This window comes from Streptomyces sp. NPDC045778 (assembly GCF_056431945.1).
Map to the genome: position 1 here is coordinate 19214 of NZ_JBWKJZ010000012.1, position 12765 is coordinate 31978.

A 12765-nucleotide genomic window follows, 5' to 3' on the forward strand; every position below is an offset into this window, starting at 1 on the left:
ACTTCCGCAATTTCGTAAGGAGCAACAGAAACCATGTCGGTTTCCGTAACCCTTCCGGCGCTCGGCGAGAGCGTCACCGAGGGCACTGTCACCCGTTGGCTGAAGGCCGAAGGCGAGCGCGTCGAGGCCGACGAGCCGCTGCTCGAGGTATCGACCGACAAGGTCGACACCGAGATCCCCTCGCCCGCCGCGGGCATCCTGGCCTCCATCAAGGTCGCCGAGGACGAGACCGTCGAGGTCGGCGCCGAGCTGGCCGTCATCGACGACGGCTCCGGCGCGCCCGCCGAGGCCCCGGCCGCCGAGGAGGCCCCGGCCGCCGAGCCGACCCCGGCGCCTGCCGCCGAGGAGGCCCCGGCCGCCCCGGCTCCGGCTGAGGCGCCCGCCGCCCCGGTCGGCGGCGCCGCCGAGGGCACCGACGTCACGCTGCCCGCGCTCGGCGAGTCCGTCACCGAGGGCACCGTCACCCGCTGGCTGAAGGAGGTCGGCGAGGAGGTCTCGGCCGACGAGCCCCTCCTGGAGGTCTCCACCGACAAGGTCGACACCGAGATCCCCGCGCCGGTCTCCGGCGTGCTGCTCGAGATCACCGTCGGTGAGGACGAGACCGCCGAGGTCGGCGCCAAGCTCGCCGTCATCGGCGCCGCCGGTGCCGCCCCCGCGGCCGCCCCGGCCGCCCCCGCCGAGGCCCCGGCCCCGGCCAAGGCGGAGCCCGCCGCTCCGGCGCAGCCCGCTGCCGCCGCCCCGGCCCCGGCCCCGGCCCCGGCCCCGGCTCAGCCCGCGGCCCCGGCCGCTCCGGCGCAGCCCGCCCAGCCCGCTCAGGCCGCCCCGGCTCCGGCCGCTCCGGCCGCTCCGGCCAAGCCCGCCGCCCCGGCCGCCCCGGCTCCGGCCACCCCGGCCGACGACGGCGCGTACGTCACCCCGCTGGTGCGCAAGCTCGCCGCCGAGAACAGCGTGGACCTGGGCTCGGTCAAGGGCTCCGGTGTCGGTGGCCGCATCCGCAAGCAGGACGTGCTCGCCGCCGCCGAGGCCGCGAAGAGCGCCCCGGCTCCGGCCGCCGCCCCCGCCGCCCCGGCCGCCGCCGCTGCCCCCTCGAAGGCTCCGGTCATCGAGGCGTCCCCGCTGCGCGGCCAGACGGTCAAGATGACCCGCATGCGCAAGGTCATCGGCGACAACATGATGAAGGCGCTGCACGGCCAGGCCCAGCTCTCCAGCGTGGTCGAGGTCGACATCACCAAGCTGATGAAGCTGCGCGCCAAGGCCAAGGACGCCTTCGCCGCCCGCGAGGGCGTCAAGCTGTCCCCGATGCCGTTCTTCGTGAAGGCCGCCGCGCAGGCGCTGAAGGCCCACCCGGTCGTCAACGCCCGGATCAACGAGGACGAGGGCACCATCACCTACTTCGACTCGGAGAACATCGGCATCGCCGTGGACTCCGAGAAGGGCCTGATGACCCCGGTCATCAAGGGTGCCGGTGACCTCAACCTGGCCGGCATCGCCAAGGCGACCGCCGACCTGGCCAACAAGGTCCGCACCAGCAAGATCAGCCCGGACGAGATGTCGGGCGCGACCTTCACCATCTCCAACACCGGCTCGCGCGGCGCGCTGTTCGACACGATCATCGTGCCGCCGAACCAGGTGGGCATCCTGGGCATCGGTGCCACGGTCAAGCGCCCGGTGGTCATCAACCACCCGGACCTCGGCGAGACCATCGCCGTGCGCGACATGACCTACGTGACACTGTCCTACGACCACCGTCTGGTGGACGGCGCGGACGCCGCCCGCTACCTGACCACGGTCAAGGCCATCCTTGAGGCCGGCGAGTTCGAGGTCGAGCTGGGCCTGTAAGGCTCTGGAGACGGACTGTAAGACTCGTCTCATCGGCGGCCGCGCCCCCGCCCGGAGGTTTCCGGACGGGGGCGCGGCCGTATTGTCTAGAGGTCGCCCGCCGCCTCTGCCCGTGGAGCCTCCCTATGACCGCGCCCGTCATTCACTCGCTGCGCGAACAGATTCGCGAGCACATTGTGGAAGGCATCGTCAGCGGTCGCTGGAAGCCGGGCGAGCGGATCGTGGAGCGGCGCATCGCCGTCGAGCTGGAGGTCAGCCAGACACCGGTGCGCGAGGCCCTGCGGGAGCTTGAGTCCCTGCGCCTGATCGAGTCCGCGCCCAACAAGGGCGTGCGCGTGCGCAACCTCTCCGCGGCCGACCTGGAGGAGAGCTACCCCGTCCGGGCCGGCCTTGAGGCCATCGCGGCCGAACTCGCCGCCGAGGGGCTCGCGGAGGACTGCTCGGCCCTCGAACCGCACGTCGCCGCCCTGTACGAGGCGGACCGTGCCAAGGACGGCACCGCGCAGGTGCGGCACACGGTCGCCTTCCACCGCGAGATGGTGCGGGCCGCGGGCAACTCGGTGCTCCTGCACACCTGGGAAGGCCTCGGCATCGAGGTCTTCACGGCCCTCTCCATCCGCTGGCTCGGCACCGTCCAGCAGTCGTACGCGGAGGAGCACGAGGCCCTCGTCCAAGCCTTCCAGCGCCGGGACCCGCGGATCGCGGAGCTGGTGAAGGCCCACGTCCTCGGCTGCGCGCCCCGGCCGGACGGCGACGCTCATCCCGAGTGAGGCGCGCTCAAACGTGGCCTCACCTGCATGAATCCTGCGAATCGAAGGCACCCGGTGTCCCTCACCGTGGCACCCTGTGCCTACTTTTGCCCCGAGAGGGAAGTTTTCCGCTCAACGCTTTGATCGATCATCGATCGTGGGCTTACAGTCATCGACGGGCTCTCACCTGAGCCTCACGCCCTGTCCTGCCAAAGACCTAGGGCACCCCCGACCCTTTCCGTTAAGGGCCCCCGCCTGACCAGGCACGGGAACCCCTCCGACTCAGGAAGGCGGCGTAATGACCGACCCCTCCCGCATCCAGCCGAGCGAGCTCGACCAGCTCCCGGACCGCGACCCCGAGGAGACCGCCGAATGGCAGGCCTCCCTGGACGCCGTGACCAAGGCAGCCGGGCCGCACCGTGCCGCGTACCTGATGCGCCGCACACTGGAGCGCGCCGAGGGCGCGGGCCTGGCGCTGCCCAAGCTTCTTGAGACGGACTACGTCAACAGCATCCCGACCTCCGCCGAGCCCGTCGTCGACGGCGACGAGGCGATGGAGGCCCGCATCACCGCGTGGAACCGGTGGAACGCGGCCGCGATGGTCAGCCGCGGCTCGAAGTACGGCGTCGGCGGCCACATCGCCACCTTCGCCTCGGCAGCCTGGCTGTACGAGACCGGCTTCAACCACTTCTTCCACGGCAAGGAGGGCGACGGTTCCGGCGACCAGCTGTACATCCAGGGCCACGCCTCGCCCGGCATCTACGCCCGCGCCTTCCTGGACGGCCGCCTCGGCGAGCAGCAGCTCGACAACTTCCGCCAGGAGTCGGGCGGCAACGGCCTGCCGTCGTACCCGCACCCGCGCCGCCTGCCCTGGCTGTGGGAGTTCCCGACCGTCTCCATGGGCCTCGGCCCGCTGTCGGCGATCTACCAGGCCCGCTTCAACCGCTACCTGACGAACCGCGGCATCAAGGACGTCTCGTCCTCGCACGTGTGGGCGTTCCTCGGCGACGGCGAGATGGACGAGCCGGAGTCGACGGCGGCCCTCGCGCTCGCCGCCCGTGAGGAGCTGGACAACCTCACCTTCGTCATCAACTGCAACCTCCAGCGCCTCGACGGCCCCGTCCGCGCCAACTTCAAGATCGTGCAGGAGCTGGAGGCCCAGTTCCGCGGCGCCGGCTGGAACGTCGTGAAGTCGCTGTGGGGCAACGCCTGGGACGAGCTGTTCGCGCTCGACACCACCGGTGCCCTGGTGCGCCGCCTGCGCGAGGTCCCGGACGCGCAGGTGCAGACGTACCAGACGCGTGACGCCGCGTACATCCGCGAGGACTTCTTCGGCAAGGACCCGGCGCTCGTCGAGCTGGCCAAGCTGCTGAGCGACGACAAGATCCTGGAGTGCTTCCACCTGTCGCGCGGGGGCCACGAGCCGCGCAAGGTGTACGCCGCGTACAAGGCCGCGCTCGCGCACAAGGGCGCGCCGACCGTCATCCTGGCGCAGACCGTCAAGGGCTTCACCCTCGGTGAGGGCTTCGCGTCCAAGAACGCGAACCACCAGATGAAGAAGCTGTCGACGGACGAGTTCAAGAACATGCGTGACCTTCTTGAGCTGCCCATCTCCGACAGCCAGTTCGTCGACGGCCAGGTGCCCTATGGCCACCCCGGCGCCGACTCGCCCGAGGTCCGCTACCTCCAGGAGCGCCGCGCGGCCCTCGGCGGCCCGGCCCCGGCCCGCCGCACGCACGCGCTTGCCCCGCTGCCCGCGCCCGCCGACAAGGCCTTCGCGGCCTTCGACAAGGGCTCCGGCTCACAGTCGGTCGCGACCACCATGGCGTTCGTCCGCCTCGTCAAGGACCTGGTCCGCGACAAGGAGTCCGGCAAGCGCTGGGTGCCGATCGTCCCGGACGAGGCGCGCACCTTCGGCATGGAGTCGCTGTTCCCGTCGCTCGGCATCTACTCGCCCAAGGGCCAGACGTACGAGCCGGTCGACCGCGACCAGCTGATGTACTACAAGGAAGCCAAGAACGGCCAGATCCTCAACGAGGGCATCACCGAGGCCGGCTCGATGGCGGACTTCATCGCCGCTTCGTCGTCGTACGCGACGCACGGCGAGGCGATGATCCCGTTCTACATCTTCTACTCGATGTTCGGCTGGCAGCGCACCGCCGACCAGATGTGGCAGCTCGGCGACCAGCTCGGCCGCGGCTTCCTCGTCGGCGCGACCGCCGGTCGTACGACGCTGACGGGTGAGGGCCTTCAGCACGCGGACGGCCACTCGCCGCTCATCGCCTCCACCAACCCGGCGGCGCTGACCTACGACCCGGCGTTCGCGTACGAGATCGGTGCCATCGTCAAGGAGGGCCTGCGCCGCATGTACGGCGAGGCCAGGCCGGGCGAGGATCAGGACGTCTTCTACTACCTGACGGTCTACAACGAGCCGATGCCGCAGCCCGCGAAGCCCGCGGGCGTGGACGAGGGCATCATCAAGGGCCTGTACCGCTTCAACACGGCCGAGACCGCGGGCCTGTCCCCCGCGGCCAACGCCGCGCGGATCCAGCTCATCGGCTCGGGCACGGCCATCCACTGGACCCTGAAGGCCCAGCGGATGCTCGCCGAGGAGTGGGGCGTGGCCGCCGACGTGTGGTCCGCGACCTCCTGGACGGAGCTGCGCCGGGACGCCCTGGAGGCGGACGAGGCGCTGCTGCGCGGCGAGGAGCGCGTGCCGTACGTGCGCCAGGCGCTCGCCGGCGCGGAGGGCCCCGTGCTCGCGGTGTCCGACTACATGCGCCAGGTGCCCGACCAGATCGCCCAGTGGGTCGAGCAGGACTACTCCTCGCTCGGCGCGGACGGCTTCGGCCTGTCCGACACGCGTGACGCGGCCCGCCGCCACTTCGGCGTCGACGCGGAGTCGATCGTCGTCGCGGCGCTCGCGCAGCTGGCACGGCGTGGCGCGGTGCCCGCGGCCTCGGTGAAGGAGGCACGGGCCAAGTACGGCCTGTAGGCCTCCGGCTCGGTTCGAGGGGTGCGGGGGTTCTGCCCGGGGTGGGCGGAACCCCCGCACCCCTTTGCGGCTGTGGGCGGCCGGGGCGCGGCATGATGGGGGCATGCGTGCTGCCCGGCTGATCAAGATGGTGCTGCTGTTGCAGGCGCGGGCCTCCATGACCGCCGCCGAGCTGGCGGCCGAGCTGGAGGTGTCGGAGCGGACCATCACCCGGGACGCGCAGGCCCTTTCGGAGGCGGGCGTCCCGGTGTACGCGGACCGTGGCCGTGCGGGCGGCTACCGGCTCGTCGGGGGCTATCGGACCCGGCTCACCGGGCTCGCCCGCAGCGAGGCGGAGGCCTTGTTCCTGTCGGGCGTGCCGGGCGCGCTGCGCGAGATGGGCCTGGACGACGCCGCGTCCGCGGCCCGCCTGAAGGTGTCCGCGGCCCTCCTGCCCTCCCTGAGCGACGCCCCGCAGAACGCGGCCCAGCGCTTCCACCTCGACGCCCCCGGCTGGTTCAGGGAGACCCCGGCCCCGGAGCTGCTGCCCGCCGTGGCCGACGCGGTGTGGGACGACCGCCGCGTCAGCGCGCGCTACCGCCGCCAGGACACCGAGGTGGAGCGGGAGCTGGAGCCGTACGGCCTGGTCCTGAAGGCGGGCGTCTGGTACCTGTGCGCCCGCGTCCCGGACACCGGCTCGTTCCGGGTGTACCGCATCGACCGCTTCACCGCGGTCTCCTCCGCCGCGTCCGGCGACCGCTTCGTACGGGACGAGGAGTTCGACCTGCCCGGCTTCTGGGAGGAGCGGGCCGCGCAGTTCGCGCGGGCCATCCTGCGGGACGAGGCCGTGCTCAGGCTGTCCCCGGACGGGGCCCGGCAGCTGCCGTACGTCACGGACCGCGCGGCCGCCCGCGAGGCGCTCGACGGCGCCGAACCCGACGAGCGGGGCCGGGTGACCGTCACCCTGCCCGTCGAGTCCCCCGTCGTCGCGTACACCCAACTGCTCGCCCTGGGCCCGGAGGTGGAGGTCCTGGAGCCGCCGGAGCTGCGCGAGCGGCTCGCGGCCACGGCGGCCCGGATGGCCGCGCTCTACCGCTGACGGACCGCCGCCGCCGGACTATCGGTAGCCGGTCACGTCCGCGGTCGGGCTCTCCTGGTCGACCTCCGTGAGGTACCGCCAGGCGTCCGGCGCGGAGCCGTCCACGTCCGTGAAGCCGTACTCCGCGGCGAGTCCGCCGCTGGACAGCGACGCGCCGTTCCAGCGAGCCACGTCGGGGTCGGCGGCGAGCGCGGCGAGGGCGCGGCCCACGTACGTGGGGGTCTCGGAGATGGCGAAGTGCGGGTTCTGCTTCGTGCCGTCGAGCCAGTGCTCCTCGGAGACCTTGAAGTACGTGTCGAGCATGGCCTCCGAGCGCAGCCAGCCCGGGGTGAGGCAGACCGCCGTGCAGCCGTACTCCTGGAGTTCCTCGGCGAGCGCGCGGGCCATCCGCAGCGGGGCCGCCTTGGCGAGGTCGTAGTAGTAGGGCTTGCGGTAGCGCTCGTTGTACGCGGCGGTGCCGTCGGTGACCTCGACGACCAGGCCGCCCTGGTGGCGGATGAGCAGCGGCAGCGCGAAGCGGCTGGTGACGATGTGGGTCTCGACGCCGAGGCGCAGGACGCGCAGGCCCTTGTCGAGGTCGTGCTCCCACATCTTCTTGTCCCACTCGACGTGGACGTCACCGCCCCAGACGTCGTTGACGAGGATGTCGAGGCGGTGCTGCTCCTCGTCGATCCGGTCCACGAGCGCCCGGACCTGCTCGGGGTCGAGGTGGTCGGTGGGGACCGCGATGCCCCGGCCCCCCGCCGCGGTCACGAGGTCCGCCGTCTCCTCGATGGTCTCGCTGTCGCGGCCGACCTCGCTGACGTGCTCGCGGGTTGTGCGGCCCGTCACGTACACGGTGGCTCCGGCCCGGCCGAGTTCCACGGCCATGGCGCGCCCGGCGCCGCGCGTGGCCCCGGCGACGAGGGCGATCCTTCCGGTCAGCGGGGGCAGGGCAGCGGTGGCTGTCTGTGCGTTCTCCATGGGGCGAGCCTTCCACCGAAAGCCGACACCTCCTGTCGGGCTTTCCACGGGCATGTGCACACATAACGACACAGCCGCATTCCGGCGCACTCCGCGTGCGGCCCCACCCGCCAGGGCAGATGCTTGTCCCGTGATGGACGAGACGGAGTTCTGGGAGATCGTGGACAGCACCCGGGAGGCCGCCGACGGCGACCCGGAGGACCACGCCGAGCTGCTGGTCGAGCGGCTGCTGCGGGCCGACCCGGACGCCGTGCTCGACTTCGCGCGGCACTTCGAGGCCCGCTACAACCGCGCCTATCGCTGGGACCTGTGGGGTGCCGCGTGGGTGCTGCTCGACGGCGTGAGCGACGACGCCTTCGACTACTTCCGGTGCTGGCTCATCGGGCAGGGCCGCGAGGTCTTCGAGGGCGCCCTGCACGACCCGGACTCCCTCGCCGACCTCCTCGACGACTTCGACGAGGAGCTGGACGGCGACGGCGAGGAGCTGGGCTACGCGGCCGACGAGGCCTACGAGCAGCTCACCGGCGTCGTGGCGCCGGACCTCGGCATCACTCCCGCCCCGCCGGAGCCGGCGGGCAGCCCGATCGACTTCGAGGACGACGCGGTGCTCGCGCAGCGGTACCCGAGGCTGTGGGAGCGGTTCGCCGCCCGCTGAGCCGCGCGGCCCCGCCCCCTTCAGCGCTCCCAGGCGAACACCAGGAGCGCCACGTCGTCCCGTACGCCGCCGGAGAAGCGCACCAGATCCCGCCAGATCGCGTCCGTCAGGGCCGCCGGGTCGTCCTGCTCGGCCTCGAAGAGCGCGGGAAGGCGCTCCGCCAGCGGATAGAAGGCCCCGGAGGCGTCCCTGGCCTCCGTCACGCCGTCGGTCACGGTCAGCAGCCAGTCGCCGGGCCGCAGCTCCACCACGGTCTCCCGGGGCGGCGCGACCCCGGCGATGCCGAGGCCGAGCGGGGGCCCCGGGGACACCTGAAGCTCGGTGACGGTGCCGCCGCGCAGCAGCAGGGGCGGCGGATGGCCGCAGGAGACCAGGCGCAGCTCGTCGGCCTCGGCCCCGAACTGCATGAGCACGGCGGTGGCGAAGAGTTCGCCGGGCTCGCCGCGCTCCGCTCCCGCGGTGCCTTCGACGGACTCGATGGGCTCGGCGTCGGTGACCAGGCGCCGGTCGAGGCGGGCGGCCACGCCCTCCAGGTCGCGCTCGTCGATGGCCGCCTCCCGGAAGGCGCCGATCAGCGCGGCCACGGTCCCGACGGCCGCGAGGCCGTGTCCCTGTACGTCGCCGACCATGGCGCGCACGCCGCGGGGCCCCCTGCGGACGTCGAAGAGGTCGCCGCCGACCAGGGTGCCGCGCTGCGCCGCCCGGTACAGGCCCGCGCAGCGCACCGGGCCCACCCGCTCCGGCAGCGGCGGGAGCACCGCGAACTGCGCGGCCTCCGCCACCGTCCGCACGGTGACGAGCTGGGCGTCCCTGCGGCTGCGGACGGCGGCGAAGAGCACGCTGAGCACGGCCACGAAGGCCACGGTCGCGGTGTCGCTCTCGCCGGGGTGGCCGAGGTCGTAGCGCGGGAGGTTGAGCATCAGGAGCACGAGGCCGCCCAGGAGCGCGGTGGCGGCGGGCCCGTAGGCGAGGGCGGCGAGCGGCGGCACGGCCGCGAGCAGGAAGCTCAGGTCGAGCGTCTTGGGCGTGAGGACCTGGATGACCACGGTCAGGACCAGGAGCACGGGCGCGGGCCAGCGCATCCAGGGCGGGGTGGGCGCGCTGCGCGGCCAGCCGGAGCCCTGCGCGCTCTGCCGCCCTACCGCGGGCCTGGGCATGCGTGCTCCTTCCCGGCGACGGGGGTCGTCCTCACGCTCCTACGAGCGCGGGCCGCCCGCACGCCGGGCCGGTCAGGTCGGGTGTCGCCCCGGGCGGCCGCGGCCGCCCGGGCAGGTCACAGGGCGCGGCCCATCAGCACGTCGTCGACGTACTGCCCGTCCAGGAGGAACTCGCCGGGGAGCACGCCCTCGGTCACGAAGCCCTCGGACTCGTACAGCGTGCGGGCGGGCGCGTTGTGGCCGAGCACGCGCAGGGTGAGGCGGCGCGCGCCCTGGCGGCGGGCCTCCGCCACGACCGCCCTGATCAGCTCGCGGCCCACGCCCTTGCCGCGCGCCCGCTCGGCGACGACGAAGCCGAGGATCTGGCGTACGTGCGCGTTGACGGCGAGCGGGGTGGGGAAGCCGAGCCGGATGTACCCGACGACCTCGCCGTCCACCTCGGCGACCAAGTGGTCGCGGGGGCCGAACCGCTCGGAGAAGAACGGCTCGTGCGGGGGCGCGGGGCGGGGCTGCACGGAGTGCACGGTGGACCAGTTCTCCCGGTCCAGGCGGGCCAGCACGTCGTCGTCGCCCGCGCGGGCCGCGCGTATGTACGTCTGCTGCATGAGCGTCACTGTACGGCGCGGGTACGACGCGCCACCCGCCCTTTTCGCGGCAGGATGGGCCCATGGAGCCTACGCGTCCGCAGCCTTCGGACTCTTCGGAACAGCCCTCCCGCGTCGCCGTCGCCGGCGCCTCCGGCCTCATCGGATCGGCCCTGACGCGTTCGCTGGCCGCCGACGGACACGAGGTGGTGCGGCTCGTCCGGCGCGCCCCGCGCACGGCGCGGGAGGTGCGCTGGGACCCCGAGGCGGGCCGCGTGGACACGGCGGGGCTCGCGGGCTGTACCGCCGTGGTCAATCTGGCGGGCGCCGGGATCGGCGACCGGCGCTGGACCGAGGCGTACAAGCGGAAGATGTACGACAGCAGGGTGCGGGGCACGAAGGCCCTGGCCACCGCCGTGGCCTCGCTCGACGAGCCGCCCCGGGTGTTCGTGAACGGCAGCGCGATCGGCTACTACGGGGACACCGGTGACCGCGCGGTCGACGAGAGCGCCCCCGCGGGAGAGGGCTTCCTGCCGTCGATGTGCGTGGACTGGGAGGCGGCGGCCGGGCCCGCCCAGGAGGCGGGCATCCGCACGGCCTTCGCCCGCACCGGCCTGGTGGTGGCGCGCTCGGGCGGCGCGTGGGGGCGGATGTTCCCGCTGTTCAAGGCCGGCCTCGGCGGGCGGCTCGGGAACGGGCGGCAGTACTGGAGCTTCGTCGCCCTGCGCGACGAGGTGGCCGCCCTGCGGCATCTGCTCGCCCGCGACGAGCTGTCCGGCCCCTTCAACCTGACGGCGCCCGAGCCGGTGACCAACCGCGAGGTGACGGCCGCGATGGGCCGGGTGCTGCGCCGGCCGACGTTGTTCCCGGCCCCGGCGCCGGTCCTGCGCGTGGTGCTCGGGGAGATGGCCGGTGACGTCCTGGGCAGTCAGCGGGTGCTGCCCGCGCGCCTGTTGGCGTCCGGGTTCACCTTCGCGCACCCGACGGTCGACGACGCGGTGCGGGCGGCGCTGAAGTGACGCCCGGGGCGCGGGGGCGGACGGCCTTGGGCGTCGGCGCGGGCGTGCCGGCGGCGCCCCTGGGGTACGGGCCGGGCGGTCGCGGCGCCCGCGCGTGACCGGTCGCGGTCGTTTCGCCGTCCGCGTGCGACCGCCGTGCGACCATGCCCGGTCGATGCGCGACTGGCACCGCCTCGCGGGGCTCCTACCCTCAAGCGGAACTCGGGGATTCCGCCGCCCGGTGTCGGGCATAAGCGTCCCCAGCAGCCGCGCAACCTCCGGGAGGAGCACGTGCCAGAGCCTGCGCACCATGCGGATGTCGTCATCGTGGGAGCCGGGGTCTCGGGACTGTCGGCCGCACACCAGCTGAACAGGGCCGGAGTAACGACCGTCGTCCTGGAGGCCGCCCCTTACGCCGGGGGCCGCATGTCGACCGAGAAGGTGGACGGATTCCGGCTCGACAGGATCGGGCAGCTGCTCAGCACGTCGTATCCGGAACTACGTCACACGCCGGGGCTCGACGCGCTCGCCCTGCGCCCCTTCGCGCCCGGGCTGCTCGTCCACAGCGAAGGGCAGCACCACCGCGCGGCCGAGTTCCTCGGCGGCCAAGGCCCCAGGCGCGCGAGGGGCGCACTCCATGCGGCGCGCGCCCTGGCGAGCGCCCCCCGGGTCCCGCGCCCGGCCCGCACGGCGGCGAGGGCGTCGCTGGGGACGCCGTCCGGGGCCCCGCCCGGCCGTGCGCTCAGGACGGCACGGCAGCCCGCGCGCAGCACCCCGCTGGGGAGCGCACTCGATCAGGCCCGCCTCGGCGCCGCCCTGTCCCGGCTGGCCGCAACGCCGGTGCGGCGGCTGCTCGCGCGCCCCGAACTCCCGGCCGCCCGGGCCCTGTCCGCGCGCGGCCTGCCCGCCCGCACCATCGAGGGCTTCCTGCGCCCGCTGCTGTCCGCGCTGCTCTGCGACCCCGACCTGACGACGTCCAGCCGGTGCGCGGACCTCGCCCTGCACGCGTTCGCGCGCGGCCGCCTGTGTCTGCCCGAGGGCGGCGCCGACACGCTGCCCGAGCTGCTGGCGGCCGCGCTGCCGCCGGGGACGGTGCGCACGGGCGTCCGCGTCACGGCGGTGGCGGCGAACCGGGTCACGACCGCCGAGCACGGCGAGCTGACCTGCCGCGGCGTCCTGCTCGCCACCGACGCGCGCGCCGCCGCCGAGCTGCTGCCCGGCCTGCGCGTGCCGTCCTTCCACCCGGTGACCGTCCTGCACCACGAGGCCCCCGAGCCGCCGCTCGCCGAGCCCGCGCTGCTCCTGGACGCCGACCGGCGCGGCCCGGTCGCGCACACGGCCGTCGTCAGCCACGTCGACCCCACGCGCGCGCCCGCGGGCCGCTTCCTGGTCTCGTCGACCGTCCTGGGTCCGCCGCCGGACGACCTCGACCGCACCGTGCTCGCCCACCTCGCCGAGCTGTACGGCACGCCGACGGACCGGTGGGAGCTGCTCGCGGCACACCGCACCCGCGATGCGGTGCCCGCGATGCCGCCGCCGCACGACCTGCGCCGCCCGGTACGGCTCCTGTCGGGCCTGTACGTGTGCGGCGACCACCGCGACACGAGCACGGTGCAGGGCGCCCTGCACTCGGGCCGCCGCGCGGCCCTGGCCGTCCTGGCCGACCTCGGCGTCGCGCCCACGCACACCGAGGAACGGCTGCCGAGCGCCGCGTAGGAGGGAAGGGGGGCGCCCCGCCGGAGGCGCC

10 protein-coding genes are annotated in these 12765 nt (G+C 73.8%); 7 read left to right on the plus strand and 3 right to left on the minus strand.

Features of this window, described 5'->3' with window-relative positions; translation table 11 throughout:
* Positions 1 to 33 precede the first annotated feature (33 nt).
* The 4 genes from sucB (at position 34) to AC07GB_RS17225 (ending at position 6661) form a co-directional block, all read left to right on the plus strand.
* Complete coding sequence (gene sucB, locus AC07GB_RS17210; RefSeq protein ID WP_478846134.1) at positions 34 to 1839, plus strand: 2-oxoglutarate dehydrogenase, E2 component, dihydrolipoamide succinyltransferase; 1806 nt, start codon at positions 34 to 36, stop codon at positions 1837 to 1839.
* A 125-nt stretch (positions 1840 to 1964) separates the two neighbouring features.
* Complete coding sequence (locus AC07GB_RS17215) at positions 1965 to 2609, plus strand: GntR family transcriptional regulator (protein ID WP_478846136.1); 645 nt, start codon at positions 1965 to 1967, stop codon at positions 2607 to 2609.
* Between the two features lie 277 nt (positions 2610 to 2886).
* Positions 2887 to 5583 carry a pyruvate dehydrogenase (acetyl-transferring), homodimeric type gene (gene aceE / locus AC07GB_RS17220; protein WP_478846138.1) on the plus strand — a complete coding sequence of 899 codons (2697 nt, stop codon included), beginning with the start codon at positions 2887 to 2889 and terminating at the stop codon, positions 5581 to 5583.
* A 103-nt stretch (positions 5584 to 5686) separates the two neighbouring features.
* A complete protein-coding gene (locus tag AC07GB_RS17225) occupies positions 5687 to 6661 on the plus strand; it encodes a helix-turn-helix transcriptional regulator (RefSeq protein ID WP_478846140.1) in 975 nt (324 codons plus the stop codon).
* Positions 6662 to 6679: 18 nt separating this feature from the next.
* Here AC07GB_RS17225 and AC07GB_RS17230 read toward each other — a convergent pair whose 3' ends face one another.
* Positions 6680 to 7624: an SDR family oxidoreductase gene (locus tag AC07GB_RS17230; protein ID WP_478846142.1), complete on the minus strand. Its 945-nt coding sequence runs from the start codon at positions 7622 to 7624 to the stop codon at positions 6680 to 6682.
* A gap of 133 nt (positions 7625 to 7757) precedes the next feature.
* Between AC07GB_RS17230 and AC07GB_RS17235 the strand changes: the two genes are divergently transcribed.
* Positions 7758 to 8279, plus strand: a complete 522-nt coding sequence (locus AC07GB_RS17235; protein ID WP_478846486.1) for a DUF4240 domain-containing protein — start codon at positions 7758 to 7760, stop codon at positions 8277 to 8279.
* A 20-nt stretch (positions 8280 to 8299) separates the two neighbouring features.
* Here AC07GB_RS17235 and AC07GB_RS17240 read toward each other — a convergent pair whose 3' ends face one another.
* Together AC07GB_RS17240 and AC07GB_RS17245 are read right to left on the minus strand one after the other, a co-directional pair.
* Positions 8300 to 9436, minus strand: a complete 1137-nt coding sequence (locus AC07GB_RS17240) for a PP2C family protein-serine/threonine phosphatase (RefSeq protein ID WP_478846144.1) — start codon at positions 9434 to 9436, stop codon at positions 8300 to 8302.
* 116 nt (positions 9437 to 9552) lie between these two features.
* Entirely contained in the window at positions 9553 to 10041 is a 489-nt protein-coding gene (locus AC07GB_RS17245) for an N-acetyltransferase family protein (protein ID WP_478846146.1), read from the minus strand.
* A 62-nt stretch (positions 10042 to 10103) separates the two neighbouring features.
* On the opposite strand from AC07GB_RS17245, the gene AC07GB_RS17250 reads away from it, so the two are divergent.
* Entirely contained in the window at positions 10104 to 11039 is a 936-nt protein-coding gene (locus AC07GB_RS17250) for a TIGR01777 family oxidoreductase (protein ID WP_478846148.1), read from the plus strand.
* 270 nt (positions 11040 to 11309) lie between these two features.
* Positions 11310 to 12734 (plus strand): NAD(P)/FAD-dependent oxidoreductase, encoded by a 1425-nt coding sequence (locus AC07GB_RS17255; protein WP_478846150.1) that lies wholly within the window; start codon positions 11310 to 11312, stop codon positions 12732 to 12734.
* The last annotated feature ends 31 nt before the right edge of the window (positions 12735 to 12765 follow it).